Below are 19,225 nucleotides of genomic sequence, written 5' to 3' on the forward strand. Positions count from 1 at the left end.
GCGCCAGATTCATTGTCTTCCTGGGTGCCGGCCCACAGTCCTCTGTGGATTCTCGGCATGACCCGACCTCCGTGAAGGGAGCACCTGCTCGGTAGCCAAGGCGCCGGGCACGTTGTAGAGTGAACGCTACATACAGACGATGGATTGCCCGCGCTCACCGCGTCCCCGAGCCAGTTCGCACCATTCCCGGCGCTCAGCCGACCGTCGCAATGAAGCGAGGTTCCCGTGAACGTTCTCGAACAGGTCAAGGCTTCACCGATGAGTCGGACTCAAGTCAGGGCGGTCGTGCTGTGCCTGGTGATGAACCTCATCGACGGGTTCGATCTCCTGGTCACCTCCTTCGTCGGCCCGACGATCACCCGGGAGTGGCACCTGTCCCCGTCGGTGGTCGGGGTGCTCCTCAGCGGCGGGCTGGCCGGAATGGCCTTCGGAGCGCTTTTCCTGGCTCCGCTCGCTGACCGCGTCGGGCGGCGTCGCCTCACTCTCAGCTGTCTCGTGCTGGCCTCGCTGGGCATGCTCGCCGCGTCGGTTGCGCAGGACTTCACCCAGCTGCTCGTGTGCCGCCTGGTGACCGGCGCGGCCGTGGGGGCGATGGCGGCCAGCCTGCCGGTGCTCACCTCGGAGTACGCGAACAACCGGCGTCGGGGGCTGGTCGTCGCGCTGATCACGACCGGGTACGGCCTGGGTTCCGTCATCGCGGGTCTCGCGTCGAGTGTTCTGGTGGGTTCGTTCGGCTGGAGATCGGTTTTCGTGTTCGGGAGTGTCGCCACCGCGATCCTCTTCGTGGTCGGGCTGCGCTTTCTGCCCGAGTCCATGGACTACCTCGTCGCGCGCCGCCCCCGTCAGGCGTTGGCCCGGTTCAACCGGACACTCGTGGCGATCGGGCATTCTCCGGTGGACGAGCTGCCGGCCACGAAGTCGGCGTCCGCGTCGCGCAAGGTCGCGCTCGAATCGTTGTTCCGCGGGAGCAACGCCGTTCGGACGGTGCTGGTCTGGGTCGCGTTCACCGCGGCACAGTTGATGTTCTACTTCGCGAGTTCGTGGACGCCCACCCTGTTGCTGCAGGCCGGGATGTCCAACCAGCAGGGCATCAGCGGTGGCGTTCTGTTCAGTCTCGGTGGGGTGACGGGCGCGGTGGTGCTGGCGCTGCTGGTGTCCCGGATTCCCGTTCGCCGGCTGACCGCGGTGTATTTCGCCGTCGGCGCCGCAGCGCTCGTCCTCTTCTCCATGTCGCTCGGCACCCTGGCCAGTGCGCTGGTCGTGGCGGTTCTCGTCGGGCTCTTCCTCAACGGCACGGTTTCCGGCATCACCGTGATCGTCCCGACCACCTACCCGGCCGAGGCCCGGGCAACGGCGCTCGGCCTGGCCGTCGCCGTGAGCCGGCTGGGTGCCGTTCTGGCGCCGTTGCTCGCCGGCGTGCTGCTGGAAGACGGCTGGGCACCCGGTTCGATGTTCCGGATCTTCGCGATCCCGGGCTTGATCGGCGCCCTCGCGACGATCCTCCTGTCCCGGTTCGGGCGCGGGCCTCGCGATGCGGCCGGTTCCGTCGCCGAGCCTGGCCCGGTGAAGAGCGCGGCGGCGGAAGCATGACCCGGCACATCCGCCAGTCCGGCACGCACAATCTCCGGAGGCCGCGGGCGGGTGAGCCGGTGGTCGAGAAGCACCGCTACAACTCCTTCTACGCCACCGACTTGGCGATGATCCTTCGTGGACTCGGCGGGGAGACTGTTGTCCCCACCGGGATGACGAGCGAATGCTGTGTGCTGGGAACGGCGGCCGGCGCATCGGAGCGCGGATTCCGCTCTCCGGTGATTGCGGCAGCGGCAAGCGCACGACCGGACAGGAGGCGGTAGGTGTCGGCCACAACGGAGGACGTCGCGCGGTCAAGCGGGACCACTGCGCTCGTACTGCTCCACGGCGGCGGCCCGGGTGTCGATGCCCAGAGCAACTGGGCATCGGTGCATTCCCGGATTTCGGCGGAGTTCCGGTGCCTGGCCCCCGACCTGCTCGGCTTCGGCACCGAGCTCTCCGCCGGCGCCACGGGCATCGGTGCGCTCCGCGGGCCGGTTGCTTGGGCGCGGGCCCGCGCCGGGCAGGTTCTCGAGCTGCTCGACCGCCACGCCCTGGATCGCGTGCACCTCGTGGGCAACTCGGCCGCGGGCGGTGCCGCGGCACTGGCCCTTCTGGCCCGAGCGCCCGAGCGAATCGGTCGTGCGGTGCTGATGGGCGGCGCGGGTACCGGACCGCTGCCGCGCACGGTTCCCTTCTACGACCAGCCGACGAAGGCCTCCATGCGGGCGGTCTTGGCGCGGCTGGTCGCGGACGAGAGCGCGCACGGGGAGCTCCTCGACGACCTCGCCGACCGCCGGCTGAAGCAGGCCCGGCGTCCGGGGGCCGAGGAAGCGTTCCGGTCGATGTTCGCCGAGGTCGCCGACGGACCTTCGGCCGTGGATCCGGCCCGGATCCGCAACCCGGTTCTCGCCCTGCACGGGAAACGCGACCGGGTCTCACCGGTCGAGGTCTCGCGACGGCTGGTCGAGCGGCTGCCTCACGGCCGTCTCGAGGTGGTGGCGGGCGCCGGGCACTGGATCCACGTCGACCGGCCGGACGAGTTCTGCAGCCTGATCGGGGAGTTCCTGAGCGCATGAAAGAACAGCGCACCAGTCGTGAGGATCGGGTCGACGTTCTGATCGTCGGCGCCGGACCCGCCGGCTTGACCCTCGCGATCGACCTCGCGCGGCGCGGTGTGCCGTGCCGCGTCGTCGAGGCAACCGACGAGCGGGGCGTGAACCCCCGCTGCAACACCACATCCGCTCGGTCGATGGAGATCTTCCGCCGCCTCGGGCTCGCCGACGACGTCCGGCGGGCCGGGTTGCCCGAGGAGTACCCGACGTCGATCCAGTACCGGACGACCCTGCGCGGCGAGGAGATCTTCCGCATCGACCTGCCGTCGTCCGGCGAGGTGCTCGCCGGTGCCGGTCGGGAAGGGTGGCCGACGCCGGAACCGCAGCACCGGATTTCGCAGCTGTACCTGGAACCCATTCTGGAGCGGCACGCGCGAGGACTTCCCGGGCTGAGGCTCGACCGCGGCACCCGGTTGGTCGAGGTGCTGCAGCACGAGGACCACGTCGAGGCGGTCGTGGAGACCGGGGGACTCGGCGCACGCTGCGCTGTGCCTACGTGGTCGGCTGCGACGGTGCCCACAGCACCGTCCGCCGCGGGCTCGGCATCCGGTACGAGGGTGTCGACGCGATCCAGCAGTTCGTGTCGACGTTCGTCCGCTCGCCCGAGCTGGGCCGGCTGGCCTCACAGCACCGCGCGTGGACTTATTGGACCTACGGAAACCGGATCGCTTCGCTGATCGCGATCGACGGGGATTCGTTGTGGCTCAACCACGTCGCGTTCCCACCGGGGCACGACACGGAAAACGAGGACCCCGAACAGCTCCTGCGGGAAGCGGTGGGCGGCCCGGTCGAGCACGAGGTGCTCGGCGTGGTGCGCTGGACCGGCCGCAGGCTGGTCGCCGAGCGGTACGGCCACGGCCGGGTGTTCCTCGCCGGGGACGCCGCCCACATCTGGATTCCGGTCGGCGGGTTCGGGATGAACGCCGGCATCCAGGACGCGGCGGCGCTGGGCTGGATGCTCGCGGCGGTCCACCACGGCTGGGCGCCGCCGGACCTTCTGGCCGCGTACGAGCTCGAGCGCAAGCCGGTGGGGGAGCAGTTCGCCGGCGCGGTGGGCGCACAGGCGCGAACGTCGTTCGCGGACGTCTCGACCGACATCCACCTGGCGGGCCCGGCCGGTGAGCGTGCCCGCGCCGAATTCGCCGAACGGCTCGCCACCACGGAACCGCGCCGGTACTCGCCCGACGGCTTCAGCTTCGGTTACCACTACGCCGCATCGCCCTTGGTCGTCGGCGGCGAGGACCGGACCGCCATCACCATGGGCGGCTTCCGGGAACGAGCGCGGCCCGGGTTCCGGCTGCCCCACGTCTGGCTCGACGACGGCCGGTCGGTGCTCGACGTGCTCGGACCCGACTTAACGTTGGTGCGGACGGACCCCGGAATCGACGTCGCGCCGTGGGTGGACACGGCCCGATCGCTCGGGATTCCGCTCACCGTGGTCGATCTGCCCGAGCGGTGGCCGGACCGCTACCCGGCCGCACTCCTTCTCGTTCGCCCGGATCAGCACGTCGCCTGGATGGGCGGTGCGGACGCTCACCCCGGCGAGCTCCTGCGGACAGTCACCGGGCGCGTCACCGCCCGCCAGCGATAACGATCACCTGGAGAACGCACCATGCCATACGCACTGGGCATCGACGTCGGCGGCACGTTCACCGACGCGGTCGCCTCCGACGGGGCCGGCCGGATCGTGTCGGCCAAGACGCCGACGACTCCGCCGAACCGCGAGGTCGGCGTGATGCGCGCGATCGAGGACCTCGCGGGTGAGCTCGGCCTCGGCGTCGGCGATCTGCTCTCGCAGACCGACTTCATCGCCCACGGCACGACCGCGTCGATCAACGCCCTCGTCCAGGGGTCGGTGGCCGAGGTCGGGCTCATCGCCACCAAGGGGCATCGGGACGCGATCTACATCATGAACGCCGAGGGGCGCACCCTCGGGAGGTCGGCCCACGAGATCCAGGACACGCTTCGCCGGCGCAAGCCCGAGCCGCTGCTCCCGAAGTACCGGGCTCTCGAGGTCACCGAGCGCATCGACTACACCGGCAGGGTTCTGGTGCCGCTGGACGAGGACGAAGTCCGGCGAGCCGCCCGGTCCCTGGTGAGCCAGGGAGTCGAGGCGATCGCCGTGTGCCTGCTGTGGTCGTTCAAGAACCCGGCCCACGAGCGGCGCGTGCGCGAGCTGGTCCACGAGATCGCTCCGGACCTGTACGTCACGATCTCCTCGGAGGTCAGCCCCCGCATCCGGGAGTTCGCGCGCACCTCCACCACGATCATGAACGCGCAGGTGGGGCCGCGGCTGCGCACCTACCTGCTCCCGCTGCAGAAGCAGCTGGAGGAAGGCGGGCTCAAAGGGCCCCTGCTGGTGATGCAGAGCGAGGGCGGCACGATCACCGCGGACCGGGCGCCCGAGCACGCGATCACCACGGTCGGTTCGGTCCTGTCGGGCGGCGTCATCGGCGGGAAACGCCTGGCCGAGCAGCTCGGGCACCGCAACGTGATCACCACCGACGTCGGCGGCACCACGTTCCTGGCCGGGCTGATCGTCGACGGCGAGCCGGTCATGGCGCCGGGGTCGATCGTGAACCAGTTCCCGATCAACGCGGCGACCATCCGCGTGCACACGATCGGTTCGGGTGGCGGGGCGCTGGCGTCCGTGGACGCCGGCGGCAACCTGCGGCTCGGCCCGCAGAGCGCCGAGGCCGTTCCCGGCCCCGCTTGTTATGGAGACGGCGGCACTCGGCCCACGAACACCGATGCCAACCTGGTGCTCGGGATTCTGAGCGAACGCGGGTTGCTCGGTGGCCGCAAACCGCTCCGGATGGACCTGGCGCGGGAAGCGATCCGCGAGCACGTGGCCGAGCCGCTCGGCCTCACCGTGGAGGAAGCCGCCATCGCGATCCACGAGGTGCAGAACGCACAGGCGGGAGACCTCCTGCGCCGGGCGGTGGTGCAGGCCGGTTACGACCCGCGCGATTTCGTGGCCTACGCCTTCGGCGGTGCCGGCCCGGCCCACTGCGCCGGCTACTGCCAGGACCTCGGGGTGAGCGAGGTCGTCGTGCCGCTCGGTCCCGTCGCCTCGGCCTTCTCGGCATACGGGCTGGCCGCCTCGGACGTCGTGCTGAGTGCGGAGCTCTCCGACCCGTCGTCGTTCCCGGTCGACCACACGGTGCTCGAAACGCACTACTCCCGGCTCGAGGCCGACCTGCAGCGCGCGCTCGACCGGCAGAAGGTGAAGTTCCACGACGTGACCCTGCAGCGCGAGGTCGACCTGCGTTATTCGATGCAGGTCACCGAGCTCGCGACGACCGTGCCGGACACCGAGTTCACCGAACGCACCGGTGAGGAAATCCTCGAGCGCTTCGAGGAGCAGTACGAGCGCATCAACGGCAGCGGCGCCGGTTACCGCGAGGCCGGCGTTCAAGCGATCACCTACCGCGCCCGCGCTCAAGCGAGCCTCGGCTTCCCGGTCCGCTTGCCGGAGGTACCGCGAGCCCCGGGCCCCGACCCCGCGGAGGCGCTTCTCGGGGAACGCTCGGTCTGCCTCGACTCGCAGATCGGCTTCGCCCCGACCCCCGTCTACGACTACGCGCGGCTGCGTGCCGGGCACGAGCTCGTCGGGCCGGCGATCGTCGACGTGCCGACCACCGTGGTCGTCGTGCCCGCCGGCGTCACCGGCCGCGTCGACCACCTCGGCAATCTCGTGTTGAGCTACCAGTGAGGACAGCTTCGATGAAATCCAGGATCCCCGGGGCGGACGAGTTCACGAGCCGGCCGATGCCTCGCGAGGAGTTGCTGCGGCAGATCTCCCCCGAGCTCCCGCTGCACCAGGTCGACGACGCGCACGCGGACGTCGATGCCCTGACCTACGAGGTCGTCCGGCACCGGTTGTGGGCGATCACCCAGGAGATGGGGGAGACGCTGCGGCGGATGTCGGGCTCGCACGTGGTCACCGAGTCCAACGACTTCAACTTCTCGATCTGCGACGAGCTCGGTGAGCAGGTCCAGGTCGGCAGCTACAACATCGGCCTGATCGGCTCCATGGACCTCGCCATCGTGTGGACCCTGCGCAACCGCAGCGACAACCCCGGCATCGCCGAGGGTGACATGTTCCTGTGCAACGACCCGTGGATCGGCGGCGGGCTGCACCAGAACGACGCCGCGATCCTGGCGCCGATCTTCCACGACGGCAAGCTGTTCGGCTGGACGACCGCCATCGCGCACCAGGTCGATCTGGGCGGGCCGCGGCCGGGCTCCTTCAGCCCGTCGGCGCAGGACGTGTTCGGCGAGGCGGTCCCGACGCCGCCGATGAAGGTGGTCCGCGGTGGAGTGCTGCAGCGCGACGTCGCCGACGCCTGGGTCCGCCGGTCGCGACTCCCGCACCTGGTGGGTCTCGATCTGCGGGCCAAGATCGCCGCCAACAAGAACGCGGCCGAGCAGATCCTGCGGCTCATCGCCAAGTACGGCGCGGACACCGTCAAGATCGTCATGCGCCGGATGATGGACGACGCCGAGCGCCGGCTGCGCGCCAAACTGGAGACCCTGCCCGACGGCACCTGGACCGCGGTGGGGTACCAGGAGCAGTCGCGGACCGGTGACCGCGGTCTGCACCGGATCAAGGTGGCGATGACCAAGGAGACCGACCGGCTGGTCTTCGACTTCCGCGGAACCGCCGAGCAGACCGGCGTCATCAACTGTCCCTACCCGGGACTGCGTGCCGGGATCGTCTTCACGATGCTGCCCCTGCTGGCCGGGGACATCCCCTGGGCCGCCGGCGGTCTGATGCGCTGCTTCGAGATCATCACCGACGAGGACACCATCACCAACGCGTCTTTCCCGGCTGCGGTCGGGAAGGGACCGTTCGGGCCGGCGTGGGGGTCGGGCAACCTGGTGGCCGAGGTGCTCGCCAAGATGCTCGATGCGGAACCCGACCACCGCGGCGACGTGCAGTCGATCTGCAACGGCACCACCGATCTGTGCGTGGTGTCCGGAGTGGACGTTCGCGGAGGCGGGAGCAAGGGCTTCGTCTCGCCGATCTTCGACGTGATGGCCGGCGGCTACGGAGCCCAGGTGCACCACGACGGCGTCGACACCGGTGGCCGGCTCATCATCCCCGCCGCGCGGGCACCGGATGTCGAGATGACCGAGTACCTCTACCCCCTGGTGGCCCTGTGGCGCCGCGAGCAGACCGATTCCGGCGGGCCGGGCCGGCAGCGCGGCGGGATGAGCGGCTCGGTCTGCTACGTGCAGCACCCGGACCAGAAGGGGACTATGTCGCTGGTCGTCTCCGGAACCGGCAAGGCCACGAACCAGAACGTCGGACTGGCCGGTGGTCATCCGGGCAACTCCCAGCTCGACCTGGTCGTGCGCGGGATCGGCGAACCCCAGCTCGCCCAGGCGGTCACCATCCCCGCCGACCTGGGCGAGCTGGGCGGGGACATCGAGGTGCTGCCCTGCGAAGGGGAGTCGGACCTCGGCCCCGGCGACGCCCTCTACCTCCACTGGCAGGCCGGCGGCGGGTACGGCGATCCCTTGCTCCGGCAGGCCGGGAACGTGCGTGACGACGTGCGGCAGGCCCGGGTCTCGGCGGACGCCGCCCGCTCCGTCTACGGCGTCGTGCTCCGGTATGACGGCGAGGTGGACGTGACCGCGACCGACGAGACTCGCGCCAAGCTTCGGCGGCGAAGGGCGTCCGGTGCCGGTGTCCCCGCCCCGCAGCTGACGCCGATCGGCGCACCGGACTTGGCGCAGGTGCGTCGGCTCGACGACAACCTCGGCGTGGTGGAGTCACCGGAGGGGCGGACGGTGGTGTGCGTTCAGTGCGGCACGCGGATCGGTCCGTTGGCGGGCAAGGGGTTCGTCGCCGGGCTGGCCCGTCGTGACTCGTTCCCGGCCGAGGCCGGTCCCCACATCTGGCACGATCCCTCGGCGTACGTCGACGCCGAGGTGGTCTTCCGGCAGCTGTACTGCCCGGGGTGCCTGACCGCGGTCCACTCTCGCGTCGTCCCCGTCGATCACCCCCTGCCCGAAGACGACTACCGGGGCTGGGCTTGACGGCCGTCGTTCATTCAGCCGGAGGAGAACGCGGGTCGGCGGCTCCGTGCCGTGGAACCGCGGGAGACGTCTCGATCTGGGCGCGCAGCATCGCGGAATGGGACTCGTTCTCCTCGATGAGGGGGACGCCGCGCGCCGGCCGCGGTCTACGTGAAATCGGCGCTGTTGTTCAGGTGTGGCCATGTCTCTGTCCAGTGGGTACGAACAGGAGAGTCGCTGGTGAACTACGTTTTCGTTCCGGGGGCCTGGCACGGCGGATGGTCGTGGACCCCGGTGGCGCAGCGGGTGGCCGGGACCGGCCACCGAGGTGTCGCACTGACCCTGCCGGGCCTCGCTGCCGGCGACGACGCGCGCGAACTGCGCTTGGCCGACGCGGTGACGCACCTCGTCACCGAGATCGAGCGCCGGGACCTCACCGACGTCGTGCTGGTCGGCCACAGCTGGGGTGGTGTCCCGATCGCCGGCGCCGTGCCGCGACTGGGCGGTCGGCTGCGCAGGATCGTCTTCGTCAGCGCGTTCGTCCCGCGTGCCGGTGAGTCGATGGCCGACGCGATGGGCCCGGAAGTCGGCGGCTTCCTGCGCTCGACGATCGCCGCGTCCCCGGACCACACCGTCGCCGTGGACTTCGAGTCCTTCCGCCAGTCCCTGATGCAGGACGAGCCGGAGAACGTCCAGCGGCTCGTTCACGACCTGCTGGTCCCGCAACCCGGGGGCTACCTGCTCGACGCGCTGGACACAGTGGACTTCGGGGACGTGCCGATCACCTACCTGCTCGCCGAGAAGGATCAGGCGCTGGCCGCACCCGGTGCCGAGCTGGCCGCCCGTGTCGGGGTGGAACCGATTCTCCTTCCGGGCACCCACGAAACGATCCTCACGCACCCGGACGACGTGGCGAAAGCCCTGCGCGTGCACGGGTCGGAGTAGCGCTCGGAGCGACTCGCGATCACCCGGCGGATGACGCAGGCCTCTCTGCGGTCCGCGCCTTGACCGTGTAGAATGATCGTTACATACAGGTAAGTGTCGTGTCCTGCACGTGAATCCCTGTGTGGAGAAGTGTTTGGTCCGCCGCGTCGAGCAGCTGGGACCGCGCCGCGGGCTGTTTGTCTCGGATTCGCCGGAGTCAGGCGATCTTTTCGGTAGATAGAACGTTCGGTCTTGACACGGAGATCTTGAGCCGCCATGCTTATCTTGGGTAGAACGTTCGGTCTCGTTCGGACTGCCCGGGGGAGGCACGGCTGCGGCTCGTCGCACTCGAGTTCGTGCGGGCTCTTGTCCGTCGGCACCGCCGTGATCGCCGCGGTCGGAGTGTCGCAGGGCGCGGGCCGAACCACGCCGTCCCCGATTTTCGGACCACACACTTTTTCCGCTTCACCACGATCTTGAAGGGATCACCGTGTCCACTGTCGACTCACCCGCGGCAACCGGGTTCGCTCCGGCGCTGCGCCGCCTGTACTTCGTCCGGTTCGCCTTCGCCATCGTCTGGGCGATCCTGCTGTTCGTCACCACCAAGTCGGGCCTTCCGCCGGTCGGTATCGCCCTGGTGGTCCTGTACCCCCTGTTCGACGTGGCCGCAGCGGTGGTGGACTCCCGCTCTTCCCGCGCCACCGGGTCGGCTCGCGGGCTGTACGTGAACATCGTGATCAGCCTGCTCGCCACCGTCGGCGTGGCCATCGGCAGCGCCTCGGGGGTGCCGGCGGTGCTGCGGGTGTGGGGCGCGTGGGCGATCGTCGCCGGTCTCGTGCAGCTGATCGTGGCGGTCGTGCGCCGCAAGATGGGTGGTCAGTGGCCGATGATCCTCAGCGGGGGAATCTCCGTGCTGGCCGGTGCCAACTTCATCATCGGAGCGGGCGGTGCGAACCCCTCCCTGTCCACTGTGGCCGGTTACGCGGTGCTCGGCGGAATCTTCTTCCTCATCTCCGCGCTGCGCCTCGGCCGCGCCGCCAAGGAGCGCTGAAATGGACACGAACTCCTACGACGTCGTGGTCATCGGTGCGGGGCCGGTGGGGGAGAACGTCGCCGACCGGGTGGTCCAGGGCGGCCTCACCGCCGCCGTCGTCGAGCGGGAGCTCGTCGGGGGAGAGTGCTCGTACTGGGCCTGCATGCCGACGAAAGCGTTGCTGCGCAGCGGTGCGGTCCTTCGAGCGGCTCGGCAGGTGCCGGGCGCCCGCGAGGCGGTGACCGGCGACCTCGACGTGGCGGCGGTGTTCCGACGCCGCGACGCCTTCGCCTCGGACTGGAAGGACGACGGCCAGGCCTCCTGGCTCGAGCAGGTCGGAGTTCCGCTCTACCGCGGACAGGGCCGGATCAGTGCCGCCCGGGTCGTCGAGGTGACCGCCGCCGACGGCGCCGTGACGACGCTGACGGCCCGGCACGCGGTCGTCGTCGCGACCGGAAGCGCCGCGCTGGTCCCGGACATCGCCGGTCTGCGTGAGGCGACTCCGTGGACGAGTCGGGAGGCCGTGTCCACGAGCACGGTTCCCGGCCGGCTGGCCATCATCGGTGGTGGCGTGGTCGCGTCGGAGATGGCGACCGCGTTCGCCGGTCTGGGTGCCTCGGTGACGGTGCTGGCGCGCGACGGTGTGCTGCCGTTCGCGGAGCCGTTCGTCGGTGAGTTGGTCACCGAGTCCTTGCAGGACGCCGGTGTGTCGGTGCGGCTGGGTGCGGAAGCCGAAGCCGTCGAGCGCGATGGCGGCGGCACGGTCCGCGTCACGCTGACGGACGGCGAGCAGGTCGAAGCCGACGAACTCCTCGTCGCGATCGGCCGGACGCCGAACACCCAGGACCTCGGTCTGGACCGGATCGGGCTGAAGCCGGGTTCCTGGCTCACGGTCGACGACACGCTGCGCGTTGTCGACGAGAACGGGACCGCGATCGACGGAGGGTGGCTGTACGCGGCCGGGGACGTCAACCGGCGCGTGCTGCTGACTCACCAGGGCAAGTACCAGGCCCGCGCGGTCGGGGACGTCATCGTGGCGCGCGCGAAGGGCCAAGACGTCGAGGACGGCCCGTGGGGCCGGCACGTGGCCACAGCCGACGAACGCGCGGTGCCCCAGGTGATCTTCACCGAACCGGAGATCGCGTCGGTGGGGCTCACCGCGGCCGCCGCCGAGGCGGCCGGACTGCGGATCCGCGTCGTCGACTACGACCTCGCCGCCACCGCTGGTTCTTCTCTGCACGGCGAGGGATACCGCGGGTCCGCGCGCATGGTCGTCGACGAGGACCGGAAAGTGATCGTCGGCTTCACCCTGGCCGGCCCCGACGTCGCGGAACTGCTGCACGCCGCGACGATCGCGGTGGCCGGAGAAGTACCGGTGGACCGGCTGTGGCACGCGGTCCCGGCGTTCCCCACCGTCAGCGAGGTCTGGCTGCGGCTGCTGGAGGCGTACGGCCGATGACCGGTCGGGCTCACTGATGGCTGGTCTCGGTGCTCGGCGAGGTCCGGAGGGGAACAACGGAGGACTTCATGACTGTCGAAGACGCAGTCGCCACGCGCACCGAGGCCACGCCGATGACCCCGCGCGCAGATCCGACAGGCTTTGCCCGGGTGCCGCCGGCGCTCGTCGCGTTCGTGTGCACCCTCTTCATCCGGGAGGCGCCTCTGCGCACCTCCGACGCGCTGGACGACGATCACGAGGGCCGGTCATGATGACTCACGACGAGATGGCGATCGCCGGCCTGGCCCGCGAATTCGCCGTGTTCTTCCGCCAGGATCCCGCCGCGCTGGGGCAGCGTGGGCGGGAAACGCCCCTCGAGTTCCGGACCGGTGCCTACGGGCTGCTGGCTCATCTGTTCGAGCACGGCCCGCATCGCGCGACGGATCTGGCCGATCAGATCGGCCTGGCGCCTTCCACCATCTCGCGCCATCTTCAGCCCCTGGAAACGCTGGGCCTCATCACGCGGTTTCCGGATCCCGACGACGGCCGGGCGTTTTCGGTCACTCTCACCGAGAAGGGGCGCTGCCGGATCGCTGAGGTCCAGCGCCTTCGCAGCAAGCGGTTGGGCGAAATCCTCGAGTCGTGGTCAGAGCACGACGTTCGCACTTTCGCCGGGCTCCTCGCGAGATTCAACGGCAGCGCCGGACCTGCTCAGCACTTCGGCTCGGCGATCGGGAACGTCCGCAGTGGCTGCGATGGCAGCTAGGCCGCACAGCGCGCCCTCGTACGCCTTCGCGAAGGTGCGAGCCGGACAACCAGATGAACGTTCCTGAGGAAAGGTCTTTCGAATGCCCATCCACAGCCTCGGCGACGGCGTCGATCTGTTCTACGACGTTCACGGCGACGCCCGCCTGCCGGGTGAGCCGGTCCTGCTCGTGACGGGTACGACCGCGTCGGTCGGCCTCTGGACGCCGGCGATCATCGACGGTCTCGCGGTCGATCGCCAGGTCATCGCGTACGACCACCGCGGCATGGGCGGGTCCTCCGCGTACCCGGAAGCGGTGTCGATGGCCTCCCTCGCCGCGGACGCCGTCGCGCTGCTCGAGGAACTCGGTACCGGCCCGGTGCACGTGGTCGGGTGGTCGCTGGGCAGCGCCGTGGCCCAGGAGCTCGCGCTCGCCCGCCCCGACCTGGTGGCATCGCTGGTGCTCTACGGCACGTGGGCTCGTGGCGACGGGTTCCAGCGCTGCCTCGTCACGGCACTGCGGTGCCCTTGGCAGCACGGCGATCTCGCGGGTGCAATCGCCGCCCTCGGCGTGGCGTTCTCACCGGAGCTGCTCGACAGCCCGGAGTTCGACCAGCGCATCGCTTCCGTGCTGCCTCTGTTTCCCCGGACCGATGAGCAGATCCGAGCGGTGGTCCGGCAATGGGACGCGGACCTGGCCCACGACACTCTCGACCGCTTGCCCGGCATCGACCGACCGACCACCGTCTTGGTCGGCGCGCAGGACCTCCTCACCCCGCCCCGGCTGTCCCGCGCGGTTGCCGTCGCGATCCCGGGCGCGGAGTTCGTCCTCGTCGAAGGCGCCGGCTCGAGCCACAGCCTCCACGTCGAGCGGCCCGACGAGTGGCTGAAACACGTCCGCGCCCACCTCGCGCGCTGCGCGTAAAAACTTCGAACCTGATCGCGAAAGCCCGGTGGCCGAGCGCCACGTTGTTCGAGGCGAGAGGAGCCGATCATCAAGATCTTCGTGACAGGCGGAAGTGGGTTCGTCGGTCAACACCTGGTGCGCCGTGTCACCGGCGAGGGGCATGCGGTGCTGGCGTTGGCGCGTTCAGACCGTGCCGCCGAGCTGATCACGGCCGCCGCCGGCGATGCGGTGATGGGGGACCTGGCGGACTTGGTACCCGGCGCTGTCCGGCCCGAGTGGGCCTCCGTCCTGGCCGGATGCGATGCGGTCATCCACGCGGCCGGCCGGATGGAGTTCTGGGGGCCCGATGCCGGATTTCGCCGCGACAACTTCGTGCCCGCGGTGGCACTGCACGAGGCGGCCGCCGCGGCCGGCGTCGGCAGATTCGTGTTGATCAGCTCAGCCAGCGTCTCCACCGGCAGCCAGCGCGCGGCGATAGTGGACGAAGACACCGACAACGGCCGTCCCAACCTCGCCTACAGCCGCGTCAAGCTCGCCACCGAGCAGGCTCTGTTGTCCGCGGGTACCCGCGCGATGGACACCGTGGTGGTGCGCCCGCCGTTCGTCTGGGGTGCCGGGATGGCGACGTCGACGGAGTTGGCCGACCTCGCGCGAGCCGGCGGATGGAAGTGGATCGATCGAGGTTCCCACGTCATGGACTTCATCCACGTCGGCAACCTGGTCGCTGCCGCCGAACTCGCCCTGACTCGGGGCCGACCTGGTGGCGTCTACTACGTCACCGACGCCACTCCGATGCCGATCCGGGACTTCATGACCGCGCTCTTGGCCACCCAGGGCGTCGACGTGAGCCGAGCCGGCAGCGTCCCACTCCGGATCGCGGCGCCGCTGGCCGCCGTGCTCGAAGGCGGCGCCCGACTGCTGCGCCGGCCCCAACCGCCGATACTGACCCGGTGGCTGATCTCGTTCTTGGGCCGTGACCGCAGTTATGACATCACCGCCGCGCGACGCGACCTCGGCTACGCCCCGTGTGTAGACCTCGCGCAGGGACTCGCGGAAATGACTTCCCCGCACCTCGGCTGAGCTCGCGCCCGACGATCGATAGGGGTGGCCTGGATCCCCAGCCTGGCAACGAGTTGCGGCTTTGCGGCTCACTCGGGCTGGATCCATGACACCTGCAGCAGCTGCCGGCCGTTTTTGCGGCTGAGCATGATGCCCCGGCCCGGCGGCATGGCGGCCGGCCGGATGTTGCCGATCAGCGCGCCCTCGTCTTTGGAGCCGTTCATGACCATGCCCGGCGCCGCGATTTCCTTGAGCTTGCCGATGATCGGGTCGTAGGAGGCGCGTGAGGCGCCACCGGAGCGGCGGACGATGATCAGGTGCAGGCCGACGTCCTTGGCCTGGGCGAGGAAATCCGACAGCGGCTTGAGTGGGTTGGATGATTGGGTGGCGACCAGGTCGTAGTCGTCGACCAGGATGAACAGCTCCGGCCCGGTCCACCACGATCGGTTGCGCAGCTGGTCCTGGGTGACGTCGGGACCCGGCAGGCGGCGGGTCATGGATCCGTGGACGTCTTTGACCATGCTGTCGAGCTGGTTGGCGGAGACGGCGTAGCCGAGCAGGGAGTCGCCTTCGAGGAAGCCGAGCATGGTGCGCCGGTAGTCGACGAGCAGGATCACCCCTTCTTGGGGGGTGTAGCGCTCGGCGATGCCGCGGCCGATCTGGCGCAGCAGGTTCGTTTTGCCCGATTCGCCGTCGGCGAAGGCGAAGAAGTGCGGGTCGGCGTCGAAGTCGAGGTAGACCGGGTTGAGGTCGTCCTCGTTGACGCCGAAGGGCACCAGTTTCGTGTTGCGCTTGGTGTCGATCTTCAACACGTCGTCGTAGGTGATCATCTCGGGCAGCAGGCGCACCTGCGGTGCGGTGCGGCCGCGCCAGGCACCACGGATCTTCGCCACCGCGTCGGCCACACCGGCGGCCAGCGACTCGGAGTCGCTGGAGCCGTCGACGCGGGGCAGGCCGGTGAGCATGTGCAGCTTGTCGCGGGTCAGACCACGCCCGGGGCGTCCGGCCGGCACGTTGACCGCGACGCGGCGGTCGATGTCGGACTCGGTCGGGTCGCCCAGGCGCAGCTCGAAGCGGGTGCCGAGCATGTCCTTGATCGCCGGGCGCAGGTCGGCCCACCGGTTGGCGGTGATGACGACGTGGATGCCGTAGGACAGGCCCTGGGTGGCCAGGCGGGTGATGGAGGCTTCGAGTTCGTCGAAGTCGTCGCGGATGGCGCGCCAGTTGTCCACGACCAGGAACGCGTCACCGAACGGGTCCTGCTCGGGGGTGATCTCGCCGCGGCGTTTGCGGTTGCGGAACTCGGTCATCGAGTCGATGCCCAGCGCCCCGAACCGGCCCTCGCGCTCAGTCATCAGGGTGGTGAGCTCGGCCACGATCCGGCGGGCCTTGTCGGGCTCGCGCCGGGCCACGGCCACCCCACCCACGTGCGGGAGGTCGGCCAGACCGGCCAGGGTGCCGCCACCGAGGTCCAGGGCGTAGAACTGCACTTCCTCCGGCGTGTGGGTGAGCGCCATCGACATGATCAGGGTGCGGAGCATGGTCGATTTGCCGGCCTGGGGGCCGCCGGCGATCACCGCGTGCCCGGCGGCGCCGGAGAAGTCGGCCCACAGCAGGTCACGGCGCTGCTCGAACGGGCGGTCGACGATGCCCAGCGGGACCTGCAGGCGCCCGTTGCCGAAGAACCCGACCGGGGACAGGCCCCGGTCGTCGGTGGGGTTGAGGTTGGGCAGCATCGTGTCCAGGGAGTTGGATTCGTCCAACGGCGGCAGCCACACCTCGTGCGCGGGCGGGCCCTGGCCGATGAACCGGTCGACCATCACCTCCAGCTCACTCGGTTCGGTCGCCTCCTCGGTCTCCTTGGGTTTGGCGACCTCTTCCACCGGTTCGAGCTCCGGTTCCGGCTCGGGCGGCAGCTCGACATAGTCCGGGACGAACATCTGCGGGCGTTTGTCCGCGCGCACCACCGTGGACACCGGGCCCGCGGCCTTGATCCCCGCGGGCCGGTAGGGGCCGGACACGTAGGAGGCCTTGAACCGCACCATCGTGGACGTGTCGTACTTGAGATACCCCGACCCCGGGATCGACGGGAGCTCGAACGCGTCCGGCACGCCGATCGCCGCGCGTGACTCCGCGGCGGAGAAGGTTTTCAGGCCGATCCGGTAGGACAGGTAGGTGTCCAGACCGCGCAGCTTGCCCTCTTCCAGGCGCTGGGACGCGAGCAGCATGTGCATCTGCAGCGAGCGGCCCACCCGCCCGATCTGGAGGAAGATGTCGATGAAGTCCGGCTTCGCCGTCAGCATTTCGGAGAACTCGTCGATGCAGATGAACAACGCCGGCAGCGGGTCGAGGTCGGCGCCGTTCTCCCGGGCCTTCTCGTAGTCCCACACGTTTTTGTAGTTGCCCTTGGCCAGCACTTCCTGGCGCCGCGACACCTCACCGGCGATGGCGTCCTTCATCCGGTCGACCAGGGTGAGGTCACCGGCGAGGTTGGTGATCGTGGCCGCCACGTGCGGGGCCTTGTCCAACCCCAGGAACGTCGCGCCACCCTTGAAGTCGACCAGGATCATGTTCAGCGACGTGCTCGAGTGCGTGGCCAGCAAACCCAGCACCAGGGTGCGCAGGAACTCCGACTTACCCGACCCGGTCGCCCCGATGCACAGGCCGTGCGGGCCCATGCCTTCCATCGCCGCTTCCTTGATGTCCAGCTCCACGGCCTGCCCGTACTCACCGACCCCGAACGGCACCCGGTAGCGGTCGCGGACCGGGCGCGGACGCCAGGCGCCCTGCACATCGAAGGTCATCGGGTCGCCCGGGATCCCGAGCAGCTCCAGCAGCGTGGGGTTGGACAGCAACGGCTCGTCATCGTTCGCTTCGGTGCCGCCACCGCCACCGACGCGGTAGGGCGAGAGCAGCCGGGCCAGTGCCTCGGCCTCGACCACCGACAGCGTGTCCGGGCGGCCGAACCACTCGACCCCGCCGGCGCTGCGCGCACCGAGGCGGTCGGGCTCGGCCACCAGGCGCAGACCGCGGCGGGCGGAGAGGTTGCCCAGCGAATCGGACAGGTCGATCAGCGTGACCCCGACCAGACCCTCCTCCAGGATGATCTGCTCTTCCCGGGTGACTTCGGCGTCGTCGATGATGATCACGACGTGGGGCTGGTCCGGCGCCGGGGTGGCGTTACGGGAGAACCGCTGACGGTCCCGCAGCTCCTCATCCAGCCACTGCTCGATCTGGGCCAGCGAGCCGGCCATCATCCGCAACTGCCCGATGCCGTCGGACATCGTGGGGTGCTGCACATGCGGCAGCCACTTCGCCCACTCCCACTCCTGCTTCGCACGCCCCGCCGTCGCGATCGCGATCATCACATCATCCGGGCTGTGGAACGCGACCAGCTGCGCGAGCATCGCCCGCGTCAGGGCACGCGTGAGCGAACGCTCGCCCTGCATGCTCACCGCCGCGAACCCGCGCAGAGTGATCTGCGTGGGCAGATCCGGCACGATCGAATGCGCCCGCACGAACCGGCGCAACGCGAGAGTGGCAATCGGCTCCAGCTCGTCGACCGGCCCGGTCTGCGGCGGCACCAACCGCGTCGCCAGACGGTGGGAACTGCGCCCGACACGCAGGTGCAGGAAATCCTGATCGTTCTGGCGGCGCTCCCACATACGGCGACTGGCCGCCAGCGACCACAACGACTGCGGGTCGGGGTGCACCCACTCCAACGCCGCACGCTGATCGACCATCGCCTCACGAGCCCGGTCACGCATCTGACCGAGGTAACGCAGGTAATCCTTGCGATCCTCGTCCATCTCGGCCTTTTTCTGGCCACCACCTCGGCCACCACCGGCAGCCATTCCCACCGTGCCGAGGAGAGTCGTGGCACCCAAAGTGATCGTCAACGGGTTCCCGCCGCCGGCGGTGAACGAGAAGACCAGCAAACCCAGCGAGGCGACGATCATGACGACCGGAAGCACCTTCAGCACGATGCTCCCGGGAATTACCCGGGGCACTTCGGGCGGCGGCTCGAGGTGCACCTCGCCGCCCGGTGGGCGCGGCGTCCCCAGCCGAGGCGGCCTCTTGAACTGAATCGTGCTCACCGAACGGAATCCTTCGCAGATTTCTCGGGATGGGGGAGCGGACTGTCCGGCTCACCGCGTCAACGGGGGAGGAGGCGGGGTCGTCCAGCGACCACGGCACCACGCCGGTGTATAGAACGTTCATTACACTGGCAAGCTAGCGGGAGGACGAGCGGACGTCAACACCAATGACCTTGTCGTACAGGGAGTCGTGCGCGGCGACAAGGACACCGGTTCCGTCTACTGGGGACAGGAAGGGTCCACGATGAGCGGGAATCCGCAGCTGCCGAGCGGCACAGACGCGCAGCCAAGGGAAATCGCCGCGCGCGACC

General features: G+C 69.7%; 13 protein-coding genes and 1 pseudogene. 13 read left to right on the forward strand and 1 reads right to left on the reverse strand.

Annotated features, from left to right (window positions below; genetic code table 11):
- The first annotated feature begins 258 nt into the window (after positions 1 to 258).
- The 13 genes and pseudogenes from VSH64_RS09290 to VSH64_RS09350 all read left to right on the forward strand — a co-directional run bounded on the left by VSH64_RS09290 (position 259) and on the right by VSH64_RS09350 (position 14,838).
- On the forward strand, positions 259 to 1,590 hold the full coding sequence (locus VSH64_RS09290) for an MFS transporter (protein ID WP_326835108.1): 1,332 nt from the start codon (positions 259 to 261) through the stop codon (positions 1,588 to 1,590).
- Positions 1,587 to 1,853 carry a cysteine hydrolase family protein gene (locus VSH64_RS48480; protein ID WP_407655639.1) on the forward strand — a complete coding sequence of 89 codons (267 nt, stop codon included), beginning with the start codon at positions 1,587 to 1,589 and terminating at the stop codon, positions 1,851 to 1,853. Before VSH64_RS09290 ends, VSH64_RS48480 begins: the two co-directional genes overlap by 4 nt.
- Positions 1,854 to 2,648 (forward strand): alpha/beta fold hydrolase, encoded by a 795-nt coding sequence (locus VSH64_RS09295; protein ID WP_326835109.1) that lies wholly within the window; start codon positions 1,854 to 1,856, stop codon positions 2,646 to 2,648. It abuts the gene before it with no gap.
- 83 nt (positions 2,649 to 2,731) lie between these two features.
- Positions 2,732 to 4,275, forward strand: a pseudogene (locus VSH64_RS48485) (FAD-dependent monooxygenase); the annotation flags it as partial.
- A 21-nt stretch (positions 4,276 to 4,296) separates the two neighbouring features.
- The gene (locus tag VSH64_RS09310; RefSeq protein ID WP_326835110.1) at positions 4,297 to 6,399 is read left to right on the forward strand and encodes a hydantoinase/oxoprolinase family protein; all 2,103 of its coding nucleotides are present in this window, start codon (positions 4,297 to 4,299) and stop codon (positions 6,397 to 6,399) included.
- An 11-nt stretch (positions 6,400 to 6,410) separates the two neighbouring features.
- Positions 6,411 to 8,732, forward strand: coding sequence for a hydantoinase B/oxoprolinase family protein (locus tag VSH64_RS09315; protein ID WP_326835111.1), 2,322 nt, complete (start codon positions 6,411 to 6,413; stop codon positions 8,730 to 8,732).
- A 219-nt stretch (positions 8,733 to 8,951) separates the two neighbouring features.
- Positions 8,952 to 9,656: an alpha/beta fold hydrolase gene (locus VSH64_RS09320; protein WP_326835112.1), complete on the forward strand. Its 705-nt coding sequence runs from the start codon at positions 8,952 to 8,954 to the stop codon at positions 9,654 to 9,656.
- Positions 9,657 to 10,125: 469 nt separating this feature from the next.
- Positions 10,126 to 10,686, forward strand: a complete 561-nt coding sequence (locus VSH64_RS09325) for a hypothetical protein (protein WP_326835113.1) — start codon at positions 10,126 to 10,128, stop codon at positions 10,684 to 10,686.
- Position 10,687: 1 nt separating this feature from the next.
- On the forward strand, positions 10,688 to 12,127 hold the full coding sequence (locus tag VSH64_RS09330) for a dihydrolipoyl dehydrogenase family protein (protein ID WP_326835114.1): 1,440 nt from the start codon (positions 10,688 to 10,690) through the stop codon (positions 12,125 to 12,127).
- A gap of 68 nt (positions 12,128 to 12,195) precedes the next feature.
- A complete protein-coding gene (locus tag VSH64_RS09335; RefSeq protein ID WP_326835115.1) occupies positions 12,196 to 12,378 on the forward strand; it encodes a hypothetical protein in 183 nt (60 codons plus the stop codon).
- The gene (locus tag VSH64_RS09340; protein WP_326835116.1) at positions 12,375 to 12,872 is read left to right on the forward strand and encodes a MarR family winged helix-turn-helix transcriptional regulator; all 498 of its coding nucleotides are present in this window, start codon (positions 12,375 to 12,377) and stop codon (positions 12,870 to 12,872) included. The genes VSH64_RS09335 and VSH64_RS09340 overlap by 4 nt, the downstream gene beginning before the upstream one ends.
- Before the next feature lie 82 nt (positions 12,873 to 12,954).
- Positions 12,955 to 13,776, forward strand: coding sequence for an alpha/beta fold hydrolase (locus VSH64_RS09345; protein ID WP_326835117.1), 822 nt, complete (start codon positions 12,955 to 12,957; stop codon positions 13,774 to 13,776).
- An 81-nt stretch (positions 13,777 to 13,857) separates the two neighbouring features.
- The gene (locus VSH64_RS09350) at positions 13,858 to 14,838 is read left to right on the forward strand and encodes an NAD-dependent epimerase/dehydratase family protein (protein WP_326835118.1); all 981 of its coding nucleotides are present in this window, start codon (positions 13,858 to 13,860) and stop codon (positions 14,836 to 14,838) included.
- A 68-nt stretch (positions 14,839 to 14,906) separates the two neighbouring features.
- Here VSH64_RS09350 and eccCa read toward each other — a convergent pair whose 3' ends face one another.
- Positions 14,907 to 18,914, reverse strand: coding sequence for a type VII secretion protein EccCa (gene eccCa, locus VSH64_RS09355; RefSeq protein WP_326835119.1), 4,008 nt, complete (start codon positions 18,912 to 18,914; stop codon positions 14,907 to 14,909).
- Positions 18,915 to 19,225 lie beyond the last annotated feature (311 nt).

Source organism: Amycolatopsis rhabdoformis (genome assembly GCF_035918295.1).
Taxonomy (GTDB): Bacteria; Actinomycetota; Actinomycetes; order Mycobacteriales; family Pseudonocardiaceae; genus Amycolatopsis; species Amycolatopsis rhabdoformis.

What these genes read in the sequence shown, in the direction of transcription:
- VSH64_RS09290 (WP_326835108.1), top strand. Translation starts at nt 259, where the DNA reads ATGAGTCGGACTCAAGTCAGGGCGGTCGTGCTGTGCCTGGTGATGAAC.
- VSH64_RS48480 (WP_407655639.1), top strand. Translation starts at nt 1,587, where the DNA reads ATGACCCGGCACATCCGCCAGTCCGGCACGCACAATCTCCGGAGGCCG.
- VSH64_RS09310 (WP_326835110.1), top strand. Translation starts at nt 4,297, where the DNA reads ATGCCATACGCACTGGGCATCGACGTCGGCGGCACGTTCACCGACGCG.
- VSH64_RS09315 (WP_326835111.1), top strand. Translation starts at nt 6,411, where the DNA reads ATGAAATCCAGGATCCCCGGGGCGGACGAGTTCACGAGCCGGCCGATG.
- VSH64_RS09330 (WP_326835114.1), top strand. Translation starts at nt 10,688, where the DNA reads ATGGACACGAACTCCTACGACGTCGTGGTCATCGGTGCGGGGCCGGTG.
- VSH64_RS09335 (WP_326835115.1), top strand. Translation starts at nt 12,196, where the DNA reads ATGACTGTCGAAGACGCAGTCGCCACGCGCACCGAGGCCACGCCGATG.
- VSH64_RS09340 (WP_326835116.1), top strand. Translation starts at nt 12,375, where the DNA reads ATGATGACTCACGACGAGATGGCGATCGCCGGCCTGGCCCGCGAATTC.
- VSH64_RS09345 (WP_326835117.1), top strand. Translation starts at nt 12,955, where the DNA reads ATGCCCATCCACAGCCTCGGCGACGGCGTCGATCTGTTCTACGACGTT.